The organism is Flavobacterium palustre, assembly GCF_014639535.1.
Taxonomy (GTDB): Bacteria; Bacteroidota; Bacteroidia; order Flavobacteriales; family Flavobacteriaceae; genus Flavobacterium; species Flavobacterium palustre.
The window spans coordinates 153560-176319 of sequence record NZ_BMGA01000004.1 but is presented as its reverse complement, the minus strand read 5'-3'; the positions used below and the strand labels follow the sequence as shown (position 1 = coordinate 176319).

19 protein-coding genes and 2 tRNA genes are annotated in these 22760 nt (G+C 34.3%); 18 read left to right on the top strand and 3 right to left on the bottom strand.

Features of this window, described 5'->3' with window-relative positions; genetic code table 11:
* The first annotated feature begins 10 nt into the window (after positions 1–10).
* The 13 genes from IEV84_RS09915 (at position 11) to IEV84_RS09855 (ending at position 16604) form a co-directional block, all read left to right on the top strand.
* A complete protein-coding gene (locus IEV84_RS09915) occupies positions 11–1162 on the top strand; it encodes a cytochrome c oxidase subunit II (protein ID WP_188494127.1) in 1152 nt (383 codons plus the stop codon).
* Between the two features lie 31 nt (positions 1163–1193).
* Positions 1194–2990, top strand: coding sequence for a cytochrome c oxidase subunit I (locus IEV84_RS09910; RefSeq protein WP_188494126.1), 1797 nt, complete (start codon positions 1194–1196; stop codon positions 2988–2990).
* 176 nt (positions 2991–3166) lie between these two features.
* Positions 3167–4189, top strand: coding sequence for a Holliday junction branch migration DNA helicase RuvB (gene ruvB, locus IEV84_RS09905; RefSeq protein WP_188494125.1), 1023 nt, complete (start codon positions 3167–3169; stop codon positions 4187–4189).
* Positions 4190–4209: 20 nt separating this feature from the next.
* Positions 4210–5133, top strand: a complete 924-nt coding sequence (queG, locus tag IEV84_RS09900) for a tRNA epoxyqueuosine(34) reductase QueG (RefSeq protein WP_373282907.1) — start codon at positions 4210–4212, stop codon at positions 5131–5133.
* 84 nt (positions 5134–5217) lie between these two features.
* A complete protein-coding gene (locus IEV84_RS09895; protein ID WP_188494124.1) occupies positions 5218–5652 on the top strand; it encodes a CBS domain-containing protein in 435 nt (144 codons plus the stop codon).
* A 216-nt stretch (positions 5653–5868) separates the two neighbouring features.
* On the top strand, positions 5869–6450 hold the full coding sequence (gene ruvA / locus IEV84_RS09890; RefSeq protein WP_188494123.1) for a Holliday junction branch migration protein RuvA: 582 nt from the start codon (positions 5869–5871) through the stop codon (positions 6448–6450).
* 21 nt (positions 6451–6471) lie between these two features.
* A complete protein-coding gene (gene sov / locus IEV84_RS09885; protein ID WP_188494122.1) occupies positions 6472–13689 on the top strand; it encodes a T9SS outer membrane translocon Sov/SprA in 7218 nt (2405 codons plus the stop codon).
* Positions 13690–13771: 82 nt separating this feature from the next.
* Entirely contained in the window at positions 13772–14152 is a 381-nt protein-coding gene (gene gcvH, locus IEV84_RS09880) for a glycine cleavage system protein GcvH (RefSeq protein WP_188494121.1), read from the top strand.
* The gene (locus IEV84_RS16610) at positions 14145–14537 is read left to right on the top strand and encodes a VanZ family protein (RefSeq protein WP_373282905.1); all 393 of its coding nucleotides are present in this window, start codon (positions 14145–14147) and stop codon (positions 14535–14537) included. The genes gcvH and IEV84_RS16610 overlap by 8 nt, the downstream gene beginning before the upstream one ends.
* Before the next feature lie 199 nt (positions 14538–14736).
* Positions 14737–15054, top strand: a complete 318-nt coding sequence (gene trxA / locus IEV84_RS09870; RefSeq protein ID WP_071184740.1) for a thioredoxin — start codon at positions 14737–14739, stop codon at positions 15052–15054.
* A 138-nt stretch (positions 15055–15192) separates the two neighbouring features.
* Positions 15193–16119, top strand: coding sequence for a DUF58 domain-containing protein (locus IEV84_RS09865; RefSeq protein ID WP_188494119.1), 927 nt, complete (start codon positions 15193–15195; stop codon positions 16117–16119).
* A gap of 86 nt (positions 16120–16205) precedes the next feature.
* Positions 16206–16279 (top strand) — tRNA-Asp (locus IEV84_RS09860).
* A gap of 251 nt (positions 16280–16530) precedes the next feature.
* Positions 16531–16604: transfer RNA gene (locus IEV84_RS09855), tRNA-Asp, on the top strand.
* A gap of 57 nt (positions 16605–16661) precedes the next feature.
* Here IEV84_RS09855 and IEV84_RS09850 read toward each other — a convergent pair.
* Positions 16662–17165, bottom strand: a complete 504-nt coding sequence (locus IEV84_RS09850; protein WP_188494118.1) for a DUF456 domain-containing protein — start codon at positions 17163–17165, stop codon at positions 16662–16664.
* A 125-nt stretch (positions 17166–17290) separates the two neighbouring features.
* On the opposite strand from IEV84_RS09850, the gene IEV84_RS09845 reads away from it, so the two are divergent.
* The gene (locus tag IEV84_RS09845) at positions 17291–17767 is read left to right on the top strand and encodes a hypothetical protein (protein WP_188494117.1); all 477 of its coding nucleotides are present in this window, start codon (positions 17291–17293) and stop codon (positions 17765–17767) included.
* A 23-nt stretch (positions 17768–17790) separates the two neighbouring features.
* On the opposite strand, the gene IEV84_RS09840 is transcribed toward IEV84_RS09845, so the two are convergent.
* Both IEV84_RS09840 and IEV84_RS09835 read right to left on the bottom strand, forming a co-directional pair.
* Complete coding sequence (locus IEV84_RS09840; RefSeq protein WP_188494116.1) at positions 17791–18894, bottom strand: glycosyltransferase family 2 protein; 1104 nt, start codon at positions 18892–18894, stop codon at positions 17791–17793.
* Positions 18891–19835, bottom strand: a complete 945-nt coding sequence (locus IEV84_RS09835) for a hypothetical protein (RefSeq protein ID WP_188494115.1) — start codon at positions 19833–19835, stop codon at positions 18891–18893. Before IEV84_RS09835 ends, IEV84_RS09840 begins: the two co-directional genes overlap by 4 nt.
* Positions 19836–20046: 211 nt before the next feature.
* On the opposite strand from IEV84_RS09835, the gene ruvC reads away from it, so the two are divergent.
* The 4 genes from ruvC (at position 20047) to IEV84_RS09815 (ending at position 22638) form a co-directional block, all read left to right on the top strand.
* The gene (ruvC, locus tag IEV84_RS09830; protein WP_188494114.1) at positions 20047–20601 is read left to right on the top strand and encodes a crossover junction endodeoxyribonuclease RuvC; all 555 of its coding nucleotides are present in this window, start codon (positions 20047–20049) and stop codon (positions 20599–20601) included.
* A complete protein-coding gene (hemW, locus tag IEV84_RS09825) occupies positions 20598–21731 on the top strand; it encodes a radical SAM family heme chaperone HemW (protein WP_188494113.1) in 1134 nt (377 codons plus the stop codon). Before ruvC ends, hemW begins: the two co-directional genes overlap by 4 nt.
* A gap of 140 nt (positions 21732–21871) precedes the next feature.
* Positions 21872–22273: a GNAT family N-acetyltransferase gene (locus IEV84_RS09820; RefSeq protein WP_188494112.1), complete on the top strand. Its 402-nt coding sequence runs from the start codon at positions 21872–21874 to the stop codon at positions 22271–22273.
* The gene (locus IEV84_RS09815) at positions 22270–22638 is read left to right on the top strand and encodes an MmcQ/YjbR family DNA-binding protein (RefSeq protein ID WP_188494111.1); all 369 of its coding nucleotides are present in this window, start codon (positions 22270–22272) and stop codon (positions 22636–22638) included. Before IEV84_RS09820 ends, IEV84_RS09815 begins: the two co-directional genes overlap by 4 nt.
* Positions 22639–22760: the final 122 nt, after the last annotated feature.

Sequence of the window (22760 nt, the reverse complement as noted above, 5' to 3'; positions counted from 1 at the left end):
AGATAAACAGATGACAAGTTTGTTGGTAATTATAGTTTTAGTTTTATTAGCTGTTGCTTTATGGCAATTGACTAAAATATTCGACCTTACTCAAGTGGGTTCTTCTTCAGATAGTTCTCAGGTAGCTAATGATAAAGACAATAATATTCAAGGATATTTGATGTTTGGTTTTTTAGCATTCTTATATGTATTTACAATATATGGTTTGTTAGCCTGGGGTAATTTACCTCTTCATACTCCTGCTTCTGAACACGGGACAGAAGTGGACAGATTAATGAATATTACCTGGGTTTTAATTTTTACTGTTCAGGCAATTACTCAGGTGTTATTACATTATTTTGCTTTTAAATATAAAGGTAAAAAAGATCAAAAAGCTTTGTATTTTGCTGATAATAACAAGTTAGAAGCTCTATGGAGTATTATTCCTGCAATTACATTAGCTGGTTTGATTCTTTACGGATTGTATGCCTGGACTAATATTATGTTTGTTGATGAAGATGAGGATACTATCGTAATCGAATTATACGCTCAACAATTTAAATGGACAGCAAGATTAGCTGGTGAAGATAATGTTTTAGGTAAGGCTAATGTTAGATATATTGAAGGTGTAAATGCTTTAGGTGTTGATTTAGCTGATCCAAATGCACAAGATGATATTGTGGTTTCTGAATTACACATACCAAAAGGTAAAAAAGTACTTTTTAAGTTCCGTTCTCAAGACGTATTGCACTCAGCTTATTTTCCACACTTTAGAGCACAAATGAACTGTGTGCCTGGTATGGTTACTGAATTTGCTTTTACTCCTACTTACACGACTGCTGAGTATAGAGAGTTACCTTATATGATTGAAAAAGTGGCTCATATCAATGAATTAAGAGCGAAGCAAAGTGTTGAGTTAATTGCTAAAGGTCTTCCGGGTTTAGATCCTTATACTTTTGATTATTTGTTGCTTTGTAATAAAATTTGTGGTTCTTCTCACTACAATATGCAAATGAAAGTTGTGGTTGATACACCTGAAGATTACAAAAAATGGTTAGCAGATAAAACTACTTTAGTTAATGAGGTGAAAGCTTCATTAGAAAAACCTGCTGATGACGCATCAGGAGAAGCTAAAAGCAATGATACACTAGCAGCTGCTGCTAATGAAGTTGCTGTTAAATAATAATTTATTAAGAAAATTTAAAGTTTAATATATGTCAGCAGAAGGTCACGATCACGCTCACGATCACGAACACGAACACCACCATAAAGAGACATTCATTACTAAATATATCTTTAGTATTGATCATAAAATGATTGCTAAACAATACCTTATTACAGGTATTATTATGGGAGTTATTGGTATTAGTATGTCTTTGCTATTTAGAATGCAATTAGCATGGCCAGAAGAATCTTTTAAAATTTTCAACGTTTTATTAGGTGATAAATTTGCTCCGGAAGGTGTTATGGCTAACGATGTTTATCTTGCCTTAGTTACTATTCACGGTACCATCATGGTATTCTTTGTATTGACAGCCGGACTGAGTGGTACTTTTAGTAACTTATTGATTCCGCTTCAAATTGGTGCCCGAGACATGGCATCCGGGTTTATGAATATGATTTCTTACTGGTTGTTTTTCTTGTCAGCCGTAGTAATGTTAAGTTCATTGTTTGTAGAAGCTGGTCCTGCATCAGCAGGTTGGACAATTTATCCGCCATTAAGTGCTTTACCACAGGCAATTCCTGGATCAGGTGCTGGTATGACACTTTGGTTAGTATCGATGGCTTTATTTATCGCATCATCTTTGATGGGGTCTTTAAATTACATCGTAACTGTTATCAACTTAAGAACTAAAGGAATGTCTATGACAAGACTTCCTCTTACAATCTGGACATTCTTCGTAACAGCTATTATTGGTGTTATTTCGTTCCCTGTATTATTATCTGCAGCATTATTGTTGATTTTCGATAGAAGTTTTGGTACTTCATTCTTCTTATCTGATATTTATATTGCTGGTGAAGTTTTACACTACCAAGGAGGTTCTCCGGTATTGTTTGAACATTTATTCTGGTTCTTAGGTCACCCTGAGGTTTATATTGTAATCTTGCCTGCGATGGGTCTGGTATCTGAAATTATGGCTACCAACTCTCGTAAACCAATCTTTGGTTACAGAGCGATGATTATGTCAGTTCTTGCAATTGCGTTTTTATCTACAATTGTTTGGGGTCACCACATGTTTATTTCAGGTATGAATCCATTCTTAGGATCTGTATTTACATTTACTACATTATTAATTGCAATTCCATCTGCTGTAAAAGCGTTCAACTGGATTACAACTTTGTGGAAAGGTAACTTACAATTAAATCCTGCTATGTTATTCTCTATTGGAATGGTTTCTACTTTCATTACCGGAGGTTTAACAGGAATCATTTTAGGAGATAGTACTTTAGATATTAACGTTCATGATACTTACTTTGTAATTGCTCACTTTCACTTAGTAATGGGTATCTCTGCACTTTACGGAATGTTTGCCGGTATTTACCACTGGTTCCCGAAAATGTACGGTAGAATGTTAAATAAAAATTTAGGTTACGTTCACTTTTGGATTACCGCTGTTTGTGCTTATGGAGTTTTCTTCCCAATGCACTTTATTGGATTAGCTGGTTTACCAAGACGTTACTATACAAACACTAACTTCCCGTTATTTGACGATTTGCAAAATGTTAACGTGTTAATTACAACATTTGCATTAGTTGGTGGAGCTTTCCAATTAGTATTCTTGTACAACTTCTTTAGCAGTATTTTCTACGGTAAAAAAGCAGTACAAAATCCATGGAAATCTACTACTTTAGAATGGACTACTCCTGTAGAACACATTCACGGTAACTGGCCAGGTGAAATTCCTGAAGTTCACAGATGGGCTTACGATTACAGTAACCCTGAGCACGAAGAGGATTTTGTTCCTCAAACTGTTCCAATGAAACCAGGTGAATCAGTTTTACACCACTAAAAATATTTTAAAAAGACCTTCTGAAAAGAGGGTCTTTTTTGTTATTCCAAGAAATAAAAAATAGTAATGTTTTAAATTCCAAATTCAAATGATGTTTAGTTGTACATTGAGATTTGGAATTTTTTATTTGAAATTTAACTGTTTTACAAACTGATTACTTTGTCTATCTTTGTTACATGAATGAAAATTTAGACCCAACAAACAAACGATTTAATTCGGAAGAGCTTGATCTTGAAAAAAGATTAAGACCGCTTTCTTTTGATGATTTTGCAGGACAAGATCAGGTTTTAGAAAATCTCAAAGTTTTTGTGGCTGCGGCTAATCAACGTAATGAAGCTTTAGATCATGCTTTGTTTCATGGACCTCCGGGACTAGGGAAAACGACTTTAGCAAATATTTTAGCTAATGAATTAGGAGTTGGAATCAAGATAACTTCTGGTCCTGTATTGGATAAGCCTGGAGATTTAGCAGGTTTACTGACTAATCTTGAAGAAAGAGATGTTTTGTTTATTGACGAAATCCATCGTTTGAGTCCTGTAGTCGAAGAATATTTGTATTCGGCTATGGAAGATTTTAAGATTGATATTATGATTGAATCGGGGCCTAATGCGCGAACGGTTCAAATTAATCTGAATCCATTTACCTTAATTGGAGCTACAACCCGTTCAGGTCTTTTGACAGCACCTATGCGTGCACGTTTTGGTATTTCTTCCAGATTACAATATTATACAGTAGAATTATTGACTACGATTGTACAGCGAAGCGCTTCTATTTTGAAAATGCCTATTTCTATGGAAGCGGCTATTGAAATTGCAGGAAGAAGCAGGGGAACACCGAGGATTGCCAACGCTTTGTTGAGAAGAGTTCGTGATTTTGCCCAAATAAAAGGAAACGGTACTATTGATATCGAAATTTCGAAATATGCCTTAAAAGCATTGCACGTTGATGCCCATGGATTGGACGAAATGGATAATAAAATCCTGAATACGATTATTGATAAATTCAAAGGTGGGCCTGTGGGATTGACTACTCTGGCAACCGCAGTTTCCGAAAGCAGTGAAACGATTGAGGAAGTTTACGAGCCCTTTTTAATTCAGGAAGGTTTTATCATGCGTACTCCACGTGGACGTGAAGTTACCGAGAAAGCTTATAGGCATTTAGGAAAAGTCAGGGCAAATATTCAGGGAGGGCTTTTTTAAAGAACCAATTTATTTATATCATAGACTTAAGAAACAAATATTCACAGCTTATAAAATCCGAAGCCAAACGCCTCGGATTTTTATCTTGTGGTATATCTAAGGCAGGTTTTTTAGAAGAGGAAGCACCAAGATTAGAAAACTGGTTGAATAAAAACCTAAATGGCAAAATGAGTTATATGGAAAATCATTTTGACAAACGGCTTAATCCTACTTTACTTGTTGATGATGCTAAAAGTGTGGTATCTCTATTACTGAATTATTATCCGGAAAAAGAACAAATTTCCGATTCGTATAAGATCTCCAAATATTCTTATGGCAAAGATTATCACTTTGTCATAAAGGAAAAATTAAAAGAACTTCTTTTCTCAATTCAAGAAAATATAGGTGAAGTTTCGGGTCGTGCGTTTGTGGATTCTGCGCCAGTTTTAGACAAGGCCTGGGCTGCCAAAAGCGGTTTAGGCTGGATTGGGAAAAACAGTAATTTATTGACTCAAAAAGTAGGTTCTTTTTATTTTATAGCCGAATTAATTATCGATCTAGATTTAGAATACGATCATCCTGTCACCAATCATTGTGGCAGTTGTACTGCTTGCATCGATGCCTGTCCTACACAAGCCATTATTTCTCCTTATGTTGTTGATGGCAGCAAATGTATTTCTTATTTTACAATAGAACTCAAAGAAAATATTCCTAACGAAATGAAAGGGCATTTTGATGACTGGGTCTTTGGATGTGATACCTGTCAGGATGTTTGTCCTTGGAACCGATTTTCAAAAAGTCATAATGAGCCTTTGTTTAATCCTAATCCGGCTTTGCTTTCAATGACTAAAAAAGATTGGGAAGAAATGACGGAAGAAACCTTTAAAATCGTTTTTAAAGACTCAGCAGTTAAGCGAACTAAGTTTCAAGGTTTGAGTAGAAATGTTAATTTTTTAAAAGAATAATAAAAATACCCCTTTAAAATTAAATTATTCTCGAACGGTTTTTTGTTAATTTTTTTTAAATTTATTATTCTAAAAATTTTCAATATGACTGTAAATCAAATATTAAGCACGAAAGGGGATACAGTGTATTCAATCGTTTCGACTATTAGCGTTTATGATGCTGTTAAGATAATGGGTGAGAAAAACATAGGTGCAATACTCGTTATTGAAGATGATTTGTTAAAAGGTATTTTGTCTGAGAGAGATTATGCCAGAAAAATTGTTCTTAAAGGAAAATCTTCCAAGAGTACTTTGGTTCAGGAAATCATGGTAAGCAAAGTGATTACTGTGAAACCTACAGACGATTTAGATTATTGTATGGAATTGATGAGTTCTAATAAAATTCGACACCTTCCTGTTGTGGATGATAATAGAGTCATAGGATTGATTTCTATTGGAGATGTTGTGAAAGTGATTATCGAAAAACAGAAAGAAACAATTCATTTATTAGATTCTTATATTAATGGAAGTCAGGTTTAGTTTTAATTTTGTAAATAAAAGATCTTTAGCCACAATTTTGTGGCTTTTTTTATGTTATCATTTTTTAGATTCTTATAAAAGAATTATGAAAATGTTAACTTTTTAAGTTAAGACTTCTATCTTTGTATATAAGATAAAACTGCTATAACCGCAAGTGGGAAACTAGCAGAAAATTAGGAAGAGGAATTTAAAATATATTTTACAAAAAAATATTAGATGATTGCACATTTACAGGGGAAGTTGGTAGAAAAATCGCCAACACAAATTGTTATTGATTGTGGAGGTGTGGGTTATGAAGTTCACATATCATTACATACTTATTCTTTACTTCCTGCGTCAGATTTTATAAAAGTGTTTACTCATCTTCAGATAAAAGAAGATGCACATACTATATTTGGTTTTGTTGAGAAGTCAGAAAGAGAGATTTTTAAATTACTGATTTCGGTTTCGGGTATAGGTGCAGGAATTGCAAGAACCATGTTGTCATCATTAGATCCAAAACAAATTACTAATGCAATAGCATCGGGTGATGTGAGTACGATTCAGTCTATAAAAGGAATTGGAAGTAAAACAGCGCAAAGAGTAATTTTAGATTTAAAAGACAAGGTGTTGAAATTGTATGATTTGGATGAAGTTTCAGTTATGCAAAATAATACCAACAGAGATGAAGCTTTATCAGCATTAGAAGTTTTAGGATTTGTTAAAAAATCTTCAGAAAAGCTTATCGATAAAATCATAAAGGAGAATCCGGAGGCATCTGTAGAATCTATTATCAAACAAGCATTAAAAAGCTTATAAAGCATAGTAAAAACCAATTGTATGTATAAAATCTGTATTTTTTTAGCGGTTTTATTATGTGGTTTTGTATCACCGGCTCAAGTAAATGAAGTCGTTCAGGATACAACAAAAAAAGGCTATTCATTAGGTAAAATTGAAATCAAAGACCCTAAGAGTATCCTGTCGGCATATACTTATGATCCTAAAACAGATCGCTATATTTACACCAGTTCAGTCAATGGATTTTCAATTAAATATCCTTTAATATTAACGCCCAAAGAATATGAAAATTTGGTTTTGAAAGAATCAATGAAAGATTATTTCAAAAAGAAATCGGATGCTATTGACGGAAAAAAAGAAGGAAGTGAAGCTGCTAAGAAAGATTTATTGCCCCGATATTATGTGAAATCGGGCTTGTTTGAATCTATTTTTGGAAGTAACACCATTGATGTTAAACCGACAGGTTCTGTTGAAATGGATATGGGTGCACGTTTTACCAGACAGGATAATCCCTCGTTTTCACCCAGAAACAGATCCAATCTGGCTTTTGATTTTGATCAAAGGATTAGTATGAGTTTGATGGGAAAAGTAGGGACAAGGTTGAATGTAAATGCTAATTACGATACCCAATCTACTTTTGCTTTTCAAAATTTATTAAAACTGGAATATGCTCCAACAGAAGATGATATTATTCAAAAAATAGAAGTTGGAAATGTAAGCATGCCTTTAAATAGTTCTTTGATTAGGGGGGCACAGAGTTTGTTTGGGGTCAAAGCCCAATTGCAATTTGGAAAAACGATGGTTACAGGGGTTTATTCCGAACAAAAATCACAAACTAAAACGGTAGTTTCTCAAAACGGAGGAACTGTTCAGGATTTTGATATTTTTGCTTTAGATTATGATAATGACAGGCACTTTTTCCTGTCTCAGTACTTTAGAAACCGATATGATGCTGCGTTAAAAAGTTACCCTTTTATAGACAGCCGGGTGCAAATTACAAGAATTGAGGTTTGGGTAACCAACAAACAAACACGTTTGAATACAACTTCTAACAATCTTAGAAATGTTATTGCGCTTCAGGATTTGGGTGAATCACAACTAACCGGATTGGCTGATAGTGAAGTAGTGGTTTTGGATCCTTCAACAGGAATGTTTAATAATCCGGCCGATTCGCCTTCGGATAACTCCAATAACAGATACAATCCGGCTCAAATTCTAACAGGTGGCGGCTTGTTGAATTCTAATATCCGTGAAATGGCAACTTCAAGTTCCGGATTTAATGCTACCGTAATAGAAGGACAGGATTATTCGAAATTAGAAAATGCCCGAAAGTTAACTACTAATGAGTTTACATACCATCCGCAGTTAGGTTATATTTCTTTGCAGCAAAGATTGTCTAACGATGAAATTTTGGCGGTGGCTTATGAATATACCATCGGAGATCAGGTGTATCAGGTTGGGGAATTTGGTAATGACGGAGTAGATGCTACCTTAGTTACCGGAACGCCACAATCGACTCAGGCGGTGATTACACAAAGTTTGATTTTGAAGATGCTGAAAAGTAATTTGACAAATGTTAAAAATCCGGTTTGGAATTTGATGATGAAAAATATTTATCAGATTCCCGGAGCTTATCAAATCAAGCAGGAAGATTTTAGATTTAATATTCTTTTTACCGATCCTTCGCCTTTAAATTATATCTCTCCGGTTCCAGGGAGTTCTTTTCCTTCAAATCCTTCTCCCGAAAATAAAGTGGCAGAAACGCCTTTGTTGAATGTTTTTAATTTGGATAAATTAAATTATAATAATGACCGTCAAATAGGTGGTGATGGTTTTTTTGATTTTGTTCCGGGCTTAACGATGGATGCACAAAATGGACGTATTATTTTTACCGCTAAGGAGCCATTTGGAGAATTGTTGTTCTCTAAATTAGCTAATCCAAATTCTGCGGAAGATTATAATAATTCTACAACTTACAATCCTAATCAGGCAAAATATGTATTCAGAAGTATGTACAGAAATACACAATCAGGAGCATTGCAGGATAGTGAGAAGAATAAGTTTTTGTTGAGAGGAAGGTATAAATCTTCTGCCGGAGACGGAATTCCTATTGGTGCATTTAATGTTCCGCAAGGTTCGGTTGTAGTTACAGCCGGAGGTAGAATTTTAGTTGAAGGTGTGGATTATAGTGTGAACTATCAATTGGGAAGAGTTCAAATTTTGGATCCTTCATTACAGGCATCGAATACGCCAATCAATGTTTCGCTAGAAAACAATTCGATTTTTGGTCAGCAGACCAGACGATTTATGGGGGTGAATGTAGAGCATAAATTTTCGGATAAATTTACCTTAGGCGGGACTTTCTTAAAAATGACCGAGAGACCATTTACACAAAAATCCAATTATGGTCAGGAATCGGTTAATAATACCATTTTTGGGTTCAATACTAATTTCTCAACAGAAGTTCCTTTTTTTACCAGATTAGCTAATATGCTGCCTAATGTTGATACGGATGTTCCATCAAATTTATCCATCAGAGGGGAAATTGCTTTTTTAAAACCTGATACGCCAAAAGCAGATCAATTCAATGGTGAATCAACTTTGTATGTAGATGATTTTGAAGGTTCTCAATCTACTATTGACATGCGTTCGGCTTATGCCTGGAGTTTAGCATCAACACCGGAGGAAAACACCAATAGTGCTTATAATTTTAATGCCAAAGCCAATGATTTGACTTATGGGCATAAAAGATCCAAATTAGCCTGGTACACCATAGATCCTGTTTTTTATGTGCAGCGACCATCGGGGATTTCCAATGATGATATTTCGTTAAACGCTACCAGAAGGGTTTATAGCAGAGAATTGTATCCAACATTGGATATTGCACAAGGACAAACTCAGGTGATTAATACTTTAGATTTGACTTATTATCCGTCTGAGAGAGGGCCGTATAATAATAATCCGAGTTTTAATTTGAATCCAAAAGAAAATTTTGGAGGTATTATGCGTTCAATTAGTTCAACTAATTTTGAGCAGGGGAATGTCGAATACATTCAGTTTTGGGTATTAGATCCTTATGTGGGTAATGGAAGTGCGGCATCTACTAATACCGGTAAAATTTATTTTAACTTAGGAGAAATATCAGAAGATATCTTAAAAGATGGTCGAAAACAATACGAGAACGGTTTAGGGCCAGATCAGGTTTTGGTGAACCCAAGACCAATATGGGGAGATGTTCCTGCATCACAATCTTTGATTTATACATTTGATGCAAATACCCAAAACAGGAAAAATCAAGACGTTGGATTAGATGGTTTGTCTAATAATACTGAAGCGGTTGTTTATGATAATTTTAATTCCGAACCCGATCCGGCTGCTGATGATTATACTTTTTATCTTAATGCTTCTGGAGGAGTAAAAGAGCGTTATAAAAACTATAACGGAGTTGATGGTAATTCAGCTGTTGATATCAATGATCCTAATAGGGGAGCAACTACATTTCCGGATGTTGAGGATGTTAACAGAGATAATACGATGAATACGATTAATGCGTATTATGAATATAGTATTGATATGAAGCCGGGAATGCAAGTAGGACAGAATTTTGTAACCGATGTCAGAGAAGCCGATGTGACCTTACCTAATGGAGGAACTACTACAGCCAGATGGATTCAGTTTAAGATTCCTGTTTCGCAGCCTCAGAATAAAATAGGTAGTATTGAAGATTTCAGATCCATTCGTTTTATGCGAATGTTTATGACAGGATTTGAAGATGAAGTAACCATGCGTTTTGGAGCCCTGGATTTAGTGCGTGGTGAATGGAGAAGATATGTTACAACATTAGATCCTAATGACCCTAATGTGGATGATGATAATACCGAGTTGGATGTTACTGCGGTAAATGTTCAAGAAAATGATACAAGATGTCCGGTAAATTATATTACGCCTCCGGGAGTGCAAAGGGAGCAGTTGTACAATAACAATACTTTGATCAATCAAAACGAACAATCGTTGTCTTTGAGAGTAGCCGGAGACGGTCTTGAGGTTGATGATTCCAGAGCTGTATTTAAAAATGTAAGTGTAGATATGCGTCAGTTTAAGAAACTGAAAATGTTTTTACATGCCGAATCTTTAAAAGGAGAAATTCCGTTAGCCGATGATCAAATGGTTGGTTTTATTCGTTTTGGTAATGATTTTACACAGAATTTCTATCAAATTGAGATTCCGTTAAAAGTTACCGAAACAACAGATGGTGTTTGTAAATATACAGCAGATGGTGTTTGGCCTGAAGCCAATGAAATTGATTTGTCATTATCCTTGCTTACTCAATTAAAAGTACAGGCAATGTCAGTAGATGCCAGTACGCTGCCATTGGATGGAATTTATTATAAGAACGAAGATGAATTAGACGGAAGTTTAGCTAATAAAAGCAATAAATTACGATTAGGAATCAAAGGAAATCCTAATTTTGGTTTGGTGCGTACTTTAATGGTAGGTATAAAGAGCAATGAGTCTCATCAGAAAATTAAAGGGGAAGTATGGTTTAATGAACTTCGTCTGGCCGAAATGGATAATCGCGGAGGTATGGCTGCGGTGTTGAATGTAGATACTAATTTTGCTGATTTAGCCACTATTTCTGCCACCGGAAAAATGAGTACTGTAGGTTTTGGTACTATCGAACAAGGACCAAATGAAAGAAGTCGTGAAGACATTCAGCAATATAATATTGTTACAAATATCAATTTAGGGAAGTTGTTGCCTAATAAATGGGGTATTAACTTACCTTTTAATTATAGTGTGGGTGAAGAAACAATTAAGCCGGAATACGATCCGTTTAATCAGGATATTAAATTAAAGCAGCTATTAAGTGAAACCAGTAATGCCGATGAAAGAGCTAATTTGAGAAATCGGGCCATTGATTATACAAAGCGTACCAGTATTAATTTTATTGGGGTAAGAAAACAAAGAGCAGCAGAACAAAAACCACATATTTATGATCCTGAGAATTTTACTTTTTCTCAGTCGTTCAATAAAGTAGAACATCATGATTATGAGGTTGAGGATTATCTGGATCAGCAGGCCAGTACTTCGGTGGATTATGCTTACACTTTCGAGAACAAAGCGGTAGAGCCTTTTAAGAAAACGAAGTTCATGAAAAAAAGTGCTTATTGGAAATTATTAAGTGATTTTAATTTTAACTTTTTACCTTCTAACGTTACCTTTAATACTAATATTAACAGGCAGTACAATCGTCAGCAGTTCAGACAGGTAGAGAATGTTCCCGGTCTGGAATTGAATCCGTTGTACCGCAGAAATTTTGGGTTTAATTATAATTATGGATTTAATTACAATTTAACAAAATCTCTGAAATTCAGTTATGCGGCTTCTACCAATAATTTAGTAAAGAATTATTTGGATCAGGATGATCAGCCTATTGACAGTTTTTCTATTTGGGATAGCTATTGGGATATAGGAGATCCTAACCGCCATACCCAGCAGCTAATTGTGAACTACGATATTCCTATTAATAAAATTCCGTTGTTTGGTTTTGTTAAAGCAAATTATTCTTATACGGGAGATTATAGTTGGCAAAAATCAGCCAATGCGCTGTCTGAAATTGAAGTAGGAGGTACTGCATACAACTTAGGAAATACGGTTCAAAATGCCCGTACCAATAATTTGAATGCTACTTTCAATATGGATATGTTGTACAAATATTTAGGTTTGTCCAAAAAACCAAAAATAGCTGCCAGACCTACAGTTGCTCCAAGGCCAGGGCAAAAAATCACGAGTGTTCCGGTTAAGCCACAAGCTCAGGCTAATCCATTTGTTGATGGATTGCTGGGAGTTTTGACTAGTGTTAAAAACATTCAGATTAATTATTCTGAAAATAGTGGTACATTGTTGCCTGGTTATATGCCAAGTATAGGTTTTCTGGGTTCTTCAAGACCGTCATTAGGATTTATTTTTGGAAGTCAGGATGATGTGCGTTATGAAGCGGCTAAAAATGGCTGGTTGACCACTTATCAGGAATTTAATCAAAATTATACTCAGGTAAGTAATAAGGTATTGCGTGCTACGGCTAATGTGGATTTATTTCCTGATTTTAAAATTGATTTAACCATGGATCGATCGCTTTCGGAAAATTATTCGGAGCAATACGATGTTGCTACTAATGGAGTTTATAATTCGCGTTCTCCTTATAATTATGGAATGTTTTCTATCTCTACGGTGTTGATTAAAACTGCTTTTTCTCAAAGTAATGAGTTTTCTTCGGCAGCTTTTGATGATTTTAGATCCAACAGGCTTTTAGTTGCAAATCAATTAGCCGCTGAAAGATATGGAAGTATTGTCCCGAGGTATGATGCGGCAGCACTTCCGGCAGAGAATACGAGTGCTCCTGAAACAGATTTGGCGAATCCGAATAATCCGGAAAGGAAAAAAATCATTACTAATGATGGATTTCCAATTGGTTTTGGAAAAAGTAATCAGGCTGTATTATTGCCGGCTTTTATAGCTGCTTATTCAGGTGCCGATGCTTCAAATGTTTCTACCAGTATTTTTAGAAACTTTCCTATTCCTAACTGGACGGTTAAATACAATGGTTTGATGCGTTATAATATGTTTAAAAAGACATTTAAAAGATTCTCTTTGCAGCATAGTTACAGAGCTTCTTATACAATCAATCAGTACCGTTCTAATTTTGATTATGATAAAGATCCGGGAGGAACGGATGATAATGGTAATTTTTTCAATAAAACCATTATGTCTAATGTGAATTTAGTAGAGCAGTTTAATCCGCTTCTTCGAATGGATTTTGAATTGAAAAACTCGCTAAAAGTACTTACAGAGATTAAAAAAGACCGTGCTTTATCAATGAGTTTCGATAATAATTTATTGACCGAAGTAAAAGGTGTTGAATATGTTGTAGGTTTGGGTTATCGATTTAAAAATGTGGTTTTCTCTTCAAGACTGGCTGATAATCCTACCGGAGTGATTAAAGGAGATATTAATCTGAAGGCTGATTTGTCGTATCGAAATAATCAAACTATTGTGCGTTATTTGGATTATGATAATAACCAATTGGCAGGCGGGCAAAATTTATGGTCTTTGAAAGTCACGGCTGATTATTCGTTTAGTAAAAATCTAACGGCTATTTTTTATTATGATCATTCGTTTTCTAAGGCTGTAATTTCGACCTCTTTTCCTATCACTAATATTCGATCCGGATTTACACTTCGATATAATTTTGGGAATTAATTCTAAAATGGCAAAAGATTTAATTTGAAGATTGTTACATTTGCCAAAAAATAATAATTATCATATTTCAATTACTATTACTATGAATATACCAGCAAATTTAAAATACACTAAAGATCACGAATGGGTTAGCCTGGAAGGAGATGTTGCAACGGTAGGGATTACACATTTTGCACAAAAAGAGTTGGGAGATATTGTTTATGTTGAAGTGGAAACTTTAGATCAAACACTTGATAAAGACGAAGTTTTTGGTACCGTTGAAGCAGTAAAAACCGTATCTGATTTGTTTCTTCCTTTATCAGGAGAAATTATTGAGTTCAATACTGGTTTAGAAGATGCTCCTGAATTAGTGAATTCAGATCCTTATGGAGACGGCTGGATGATAAAAGTTAAGGTTGCTGATTTAGCTGAATATGAAACTTTGTTAACTGCTGAAGGTTATAAAGAATTGATTGGTGCTTAAGAAAATTTGTATTGGAGCTGCGCTGTGTTGGACAGTCAATATTTTATATCTCTGTTTGATAAGAATAAGTGAACTTCCTGAAATAAAGATTTCTTATATCGATAAATACATTCACGCTTTTTTTTATTTTGTATTTAGTGTGTTGTGGTTTTATGCGCTCCGGTTTTATTTAAAAAAAACAAATAGTACAAAGCTTTTTGTTATTGTTTTTTTAATGGCTTTTGTGTTAGGGGTAGCAATAGAATTGTTTCAAACTTTTTTAACAAGCAGCAGAAGTGGTGATGTTGTCGATGTGGTGGCTAATACATCAGGTTCTTTGTTGGCTATTTTGTTCATTAAGCTTTTAGGTGAAAATCGGTTTTTAATAAAATTCAAGAATAAATAGTAATCCTGCTTCGGCGGGATTTTTTATTGTTTTTTGGATGTCTGTTTTTTCGAAGATGTTTTATGACGGATAATTATTAACAATACATTAATAGCCAAAACTAATTTTGGAATAGTGTTTAGTTAGTTTTTAATTTCTAAATTTGCATAGTGTTTAAGGAATTAAAGACTTTAAATTTATAAACTTTAAATAAAGAAATATGGCATTAGCAATAACAGACGCTACTTTTGAAGAAGTAGTTTTGAAATCAGACAAACCGGTTATGGTAGATTTTTGGGCAGCATGGTGTGGACCTTGTAGAATGGTTGGGCCAATCATTGACGAACTAAGCAACGAATACGACGGTAAAGTTGTTGTAGGAAAAGTTGATGTGGATGCTAATCAGGAATTTGCTGCTAAATACGGAGTGAGAAACATACCTACGGTATTGGTTTTTCATAACGGAGAAGTCGTAGGAAAGCAAGTAGGAGTTGCTCCTAAGCAAACTTACGCAGATAGTTTAGACGCTTTGTTGTAATCGTAAGATTATGATTTATATGAGAAAAAGGTTTGACGTGAGTCAAGCCTTTTTTTGTTTAAAATAATTTAGAAAATCGATTATTTTTTTCTTGTTTCTTTTCTCTATTATTTTTTAATCTTTTAATACATTTGAGAGATGAAGATTGAATCACAAATAGGGAAAATTTCCAGTTTTCAGCATTTGGAGTTACTAGCTAACCAGGTGGTGGAAGGGTTTATTTCGGGTATGCACAAAAGTCCTTTTCATGGATTTTCGGCTGAGTTTGCCGAGCATAAGGTTTATAATACAGGCGAAAGTACCAAGCATATCGACTGGAAGTTGTTTGCTAAAACAGATCGATTATATACCAAACAGTTTGAGGAAGAGACAAATTTGCGCTGTCATATTATTATCGACAATTCTTCGTCAATGCATTATCCTAAATTAAAATCGAATCAAAATTTTTATGAAAACAAAATCGGGTTTTCTGTTTTGGCTTCTGCGGTTCTGATGAATCTTTTAAAGAAACAACGCGATGCAGTTGGTTTAAGTGTTTTTTCGGATACTTATGAGTATTATGCTCCCGAAAAAGGCAGTGATCGTCATCATAGGATGGTATTGAATGCTTTGGAAAACTTATTGAAAGAGCCATTAGTCAAGAAAAGTACCGATACCATTACTTTTTTACATCAGATTGCAGAGAAAATTCACCGTCGTTCGATGATTATTTTGTTTACTGATATGTTTCAAACGGGAGAGGAAGAGCGTTTGTTGGCTGCTTTACAACATTTGAAGCACAATAAGCATAAAGTTGTTTTGTTTCATGTGGTAGATGGAAAAACCGAACTTAATTTTGATTTTGATAATGCGCCGCGTAAATTTATTGATGTAGAAACCGGGGAAGAAATAGTTGTTTTTGCGGATAATGTGAAAGAAGAATATGAAAAACAAGCTGCTGTTTATTTCAAAAAGCTCGCTTTGAGTTGTGCTCAAAACAAAATTAAGTACGTTCCGGTGAGTGTAAGGGAAAGTTTTGAAAAAATATTATTGACTTATTTAGTTGAAAAACAAAACTTTGGTTGATTTGCTGAAAAAAATATTATTATTTTTAATAAAAACACTTGTGTAAATAGAAATCTGTTGTATCTTTGCCACCGCAATAAAGCAGAGGTTTGGTAGTTCAGTTGGTTAGAATACATGCCTGTCACGCATGGGGTCGCGGGTTCGAGTCCCGTCCAGACCGCTAATATTGGGAAAGCCTTTCGTAACAGAAAGGCTTTTTTTTCCACTATACGGTATCTAAAGTTAGTTGTGTTGTTGGGTCGGCCTAGTTAGCTGACCTCGGTTTAGTAGTTAAACCAATGAAAAGCTTTTCACTTAAATGTGAATGGCTTTTTTGATTTTAAAGCCGTTTTAAAAAAATTACATTTTTTATTTAAAAGGCTTGTTTTTAAAAGAAATTATATTGTATATTTGCACTCGCAATAAAGCAGAGGTTTGGTAGTTCAGTTGGTTAGAATACATGCCTGTCACGCATGGGGTCGCGGGTTCGAGTCCCGTCCAGACCGCAAATTTGCAAGAAGCCTTTCTTAACGGAAAGGCTTTTTTTTATGGGTGAATTTTATTTAGTTGAAAAGGGTCGCTTTGTATTTCCAGACAATTGAAATAAATATCCCAAAGTAAATCATACAAAGCATAAACTGTATAAAACTGGAAGCTAGGATTCCTAAAACCGATCCTGTAGCTGCTCTTACTGCTTGTTGTACGTTTTTAGTATCAAAGACTATTTCACCAATTAAAGCGCCCAGAAACGGACCAATAATAAATCCGAATGGAATTGGAGTCAATAAGCCTATAATAAGTCCAATATTAGTTCCCCAAATCCCGGCTTTACTGCCGCCAAAGTGTTGAGTTCCTTTGGAAGGCAAAACATAATTGGCAATAGAAAAAAGTACAACTACTAAAAAAGTGGTTCCTAAAATCCAATAATTAAGCGGTACAGCATTAGTAAAATAAAGCAGAACAATTCCTAACCAACTAATACTAATGCCGGGTAATACTGGTAAAAAGCTTCCCAGTACTCCAATAAACATGCAGGCTAAGCCAAGAATGAAAAGTAAAATATCCATAAATTAATTTTTATTAATTTTGAAAAATAAATTACAGAAAGTTAGGAAGATTATTTGCTTTCTGGAGTATCTCAAAAAAATAATTGTATTTTTATACCATATTGGTCGAATTCAAAAACACAACCTTGAAGCAGTATTACTTTTTTCTAGTTTTCGGTATTTTTACTTCTTGTCAATATTTTGAGAAGCAAGTGCCCTCTGAAAAAGAATTATTGCAAAAGGAATTGAAAGCAATCAATTGGAAAGAGGTGGATGAATACCCTTCTTTTGTGGATTGTGATAAATTAGATGAAAAAATCCAACGCCAGCAATGTTTTTTTGATAGTCTGACTCAGTTAATACAAGAAAAATTAGAAATAGATACGCTTTCGGCTCTTTATCCTGAATTAGATACTATTGAAGTTAAAGTAACCGTATTTCCCAACTCCAGAATGCAATTCGAACCTCAGTTTCCTAAGGATTCTGTGGCTTATGATACCATTAAAATTGACAGTATTCTCCACGCCCGATTAGTGAATTTTCCAAAAGTAAATCCGGCTTTGAAACAAGGAATTCCGGTAAAAACACAGTTTATTCTTCCGGTTATTGTTAAGGTGGAGTAGTTTTCTAATTCGCATTCGACAGCCTAAAACCATCTTCCTTTCCATTCGTATTTTCCTAACACAGCGTACAAAGCTACCGTTGCGCTGAAAAAAGGATACAGTAAACTGCTTAATAAAAAAGATTGTGTTCTGATTTTTAAGAATTGATTCGTTTTGTAAATCAATATAAAGTCAATCAAAGATTTTGTAATTATAAAAAATAGTAAAGAATAAAAATCTCCTATTCTGAACAATAGACAACAAACAATAAACAACAAACTAATATTGCCTCCAAAAACGACCAAACCTAATAATTTTCCAAAATTACTTTGGTAAGAACTCGTTTTTGATGCCCAGCGTACTCTTTGGTAAAATAAGGATTTCCAATCATCCAGAGGTTTTGTATTTACTATAGTATTGTTTGATTTTAAATAATGTATCTTTTCGGTCCCGAAACTTCGGGAGGCAATCGCTTTTTGCAAAAGAAAAACATCATCGCCGCTGGCAATAGTGTTGTTTCCTTCAAAACCGTTTAATTCCTGAAAGAGTGATTGGGTGTAAGCTAAATTTGCACCATTGCACATAAATCCTTTTCCAATTCCGAAACTGCCAATGGTTGCACCTTGCAAACTGGCTAAATCTAATTGTTGGAAATGATGTAAAAAGGAATCGTTCCCACTATGGGTTACCGTACTGGCAATCATTGAAACTTTATGAGTCTGAATGTAATTATCCAAAGTCAAAAGCCAGTTTTTGGAAACGACGCAATCGGCATCAGTGGTGATAATCCATTCGTTTTTTGCCAAAGGAATTGCGGTTGTAATGGCGTCTTTTTTTGGGGATTTTGAAATCCGGATATTGTTTATAATCGAAATTTGGAATTTGGAATTTGGAATTTGGAACTTATCTGTTGATGCGTCATCCACCAAAATTACCTCGAATAAATCTATTGGATAATTCAATTTTGAGAAGCTTTCTAAAAGTAAAGGCAGATTCCCGGCTTCATTTCGAAAAGGAACTACAATTGTGAAGGCTGTTTTTGGCGTTAAGCCAACAGAATTAAAGTTTTTTATTTTTGAAAAACCATAAATCAAAAGTAAAATAGTTGTAAAATAAATGGATAATATGATGATTAGAAATAGCATCATGCGATTTCTTTAGTTTTAAAATTCAGTACATAATAGCTCCCAATGACAACAGGAATTACTACATTAAGAAACCACATCAGGGTTGAAATAAAAACAACAATCCATTCATTAACGCCCAGAATTCCAAAAAAATAAATGGCTACGCTGCCTTTTACAGCAAAATCCAAAAACTGGAAAGTAGGCAGGGAAGAGGCTAAGAAATAAACGGAAGCAATGGCTGCCATTAATGTGAAATAAGGTAAATCGACATCAAAAGCTAGGAATAAAAAATAATATTGATGCGAGAAAACCAAATAACGACAAATGCCCAGAACAATATTTCGTTGATGAATGTTTTTGGGGATTTCGTTAATCTTTTGAATCAGTTTTTCGATGGAATAACCTTTGATGTCTATTTTCTTCGAAAAAAATACAATCACAAAAAGCAGAAAACAAATTCCAAACAGAATCAAAACTGTTTTAGATGTAATAATATGGAATTGCGTATTGAAATACAGTAAGCCAAATATTCCGAAAATAATCGTTACAACCATTTGAATTCCGTTGCAAATCAGGTTTAGGAAGATTACTTTTTTAGTTTCAGTTTTTTTAAAAAACAACGCTTTTCCTGCATATTCGCCTACGCCGTTAGGTGTAAATAAACCGGCTGTTAAAGCGGCTAAAACCTGTTTTGTAGATTCAGAAACCGTGATTTTATGAATGTGCTGAACTAGATTTTGCCATTTCAGAATTTCGAAATACCGATTCAAAACGCTTAACAGTAAAAGGAATAGAATTCCAGAAATTGATTGGTTTTTTCGGAATAAAACAATGAATTTCTGCCAATCGAGCTTATCGTTATTAGCCAGTTGGTTATAAATAAAATAAAACGCACCAACTACAATCAAAACTTTGATTAGAAGTATTAGGAATTGCTTAGTTTTGTGAGGAATTGAAATCATAACGAAGAACTATTGCGCAAAGAAACGCAAAGACTCACAGAGTTCCGCAAAGAATTTTAAATTTTTAAAAGCTTTGTGTAGCAAAAAAAGTATTTCGCAAAGATTCACAAAGAAATCGTGAAGAGACGCTAAGATTTTAAATTATTTTTGCGAATCTCTGTGTCTTCTTTGAGAGACTTTGTGTAATAAAGAAAAGCGTATTAAAATAAATATGGCAAACGAACGCATCATATTAGGAATTGACCCCGGAACCACTATTATGGGGTTTGGTTTGATACGTGTTATCAATAAAAAAATGGAGTTTGTACAATTGAACGAATTACAATTATCCAAATACGATAATCATTATCAAAAACTAAAAATCATATTTGAGCGCACTATTGAGTTGATTGATACACATTGCCCGGACGAAATTGCGATTGAAGCGCCTTTTTTTGGTAAAAATGTACAATCGATGTTGAAGTTAGGGCGCGCACAAGGTGTGGCTATGGCTGCCGGATTGTCGCGCGGAATTCCTATTACCGAATACGAACCTAAAAAGGTAAAAATGGCGATTACCGGAAACGGAAACGCTAGTAAAGAGCAGGTGGCTAAAATGTTGCAACAACTTTTAGCTTTAAAAGAATTACCTAAAAACCTGGATTCTACCGATGGTTTGGCGGCTGCAGTTTGTCATTTTTTCAACTCTGGAAAAACGGTTGTTGGTAAAAGTTATTCGGGTTGGGATGCTTTTGTGAAGCAAAATGAAGAGAGAGTTAAGAAATGAGCGGAATCTACATTCATATCCCTTTTTGCAAACAGGCTTGTAATTACTGCGATTTTCATTTTTCGACTTCGTTGAAGAAGAAAGACGAAATGGTTTTGGCTTTGGCCAAAGAAATTACCATGCGTAAAAATGAGTTTGTAAATAACGTCATAGAAACCATTTATTTCGGCGGAGGAACGCCGAGTAGATTGACCATTAATGATTTGAAATTGCTGATGGATGCCGTTTTTGATAATTACAGCATTTCTGAAAATCCCGAAATTACTTTGGAAGCTAACCCAGATGATTTATCTGAAGAGTATTTAATTTCATTAAAGCAATTAGGAATTAATCGTTTGTCTATTGGGATCCAGTCTTTTTTTGAAGATGATTTGCAAATGATGAATCGGGCGCATAATTCGGCGGAAGCCAAAAAATGTTTAGAAATTGCTACAAAATATTTCGATAATATCTCTCTGGATTTAATTTATGGTATTCCGAATATGAGCAACGCCAAGTGGAAACAGAATATAGAAACCGCTTTGAGTTTTGGTATTCCTCATATTTCGAGTTATGCTTTGACTGTGGAATCTAAAACGGCTTTGGATAAATTGATTCAAAAAGGACAAATCGCTGAGCCTAAAGATGAGGTGGCTTCGGAACATTTTATGATTTTGGTGGAAACGCTTGAAGCCAATGGATTTGTGCATTACGAATTGTCGAATTTTGGTAAACCGGATTATTTTTCCAGAAATAATTCTGCCTATTGGTTGGGTAAAAAATACATCGGAATTGGCCCTTCGGCACACAGTTATGACGGGATTTCAAGAAGTTGGAATGTGGCTAATAATGCAATTTATTTAAAATCCATTTCGGAAAACAAACTTCCAAATGAAATCGAAATACTTTCTGTTGCAGACCGTTATAATGAATATATTATGACCGGATTACGAACGATTTGGGGTGTTTCTTTGGGACGAATTCAATCTGAATTTGGACAAAAATATCTGGATTATTTGATGAAACAATCACAGAAATTTTTAAATGATGATTTGCTTTTTATCGAAAATAATATCCTGAGACCAACAAAAAAAGGAAAGTTTTTAACGGATGGAATTGCGAGTGATTTGTTTTATTTAAATTTGGAATAATGAATTAACCACAGAGTACGCAGAGTTTTTCCGCAAAGTATCAAAGAAAAGCTTGGTGAACTCTTTGCGGTAAAAAAAACTATAAAAGCGATAAACAACAACTTTGAAGTTGATTTGTCAAAACTTATTTTATATAAAATATGATTAGCGTTTCTACTGATAAAACCAAATTAGATATTCCTTTTATTCATAATTTTTTAAAAGATATTTATTGGGCAGCACCCAGAACGATTGAAGAAGTCGAAATTTGTATTGCTAATTCTTTTTGCTTTGGAATTTATTTGGATGGTAAACAAATAGGTTTTGCAAGAGTAATTACTGATTATGTGGTTTTTGCTTATTTAATGGATGTTTTTATTGATGAAAATCATCGTGGAAATGGTTATTCGTCTTTACTGATTGATGCCATGATGAAAGAGCCACAGTTACAATTGGTTAAAATCTGGCGATTGGCCACTACTGATGCACATTTTTTATATCAAAAATTTGGTTTTAAATTATTGGCTCATCCGGAAAAATTAATGGAAAAAGTATTGTTATGAATTTAGAAGAGTTTTATGAATATTGTATTTCTAAAAAAGGAGTGACTGAACATTTTCCTTTTGATCAGGATATATTGGTTTTTAAAGTGGGAGGCAAAATATTTGCTTTGTCGTCTTTAAAACAATGGGAACTAGGTCAGCCTTCGGTGAATTTAAAATGCAATCCCGATTTGGCTAAAGAATGGCGAGTTCAGTTTGAAGCTGTGCAGCCGGGTTTTCACATGAATAAAAACCATTGGAATACAGTGGTTGTGAATTCGGATGTTGCTGCTTCTTTTTTGAAAGAAATGATAGATCATTCTTATGATTTGGTTTTTAATAGTTTAACTAAAAAAATACAGCAGGAAACTTTGGATTTATCTTAATTTTAAATTCTTCGGTTATTTTATTTGTAGTGTTTTATGTGGGTTTTGTTAGAATTAAAAAACAAAAGTGCCTAAAATTTGTTTTTTAAAATTTAATTCCTCACATTTGTCATGTAAACGTT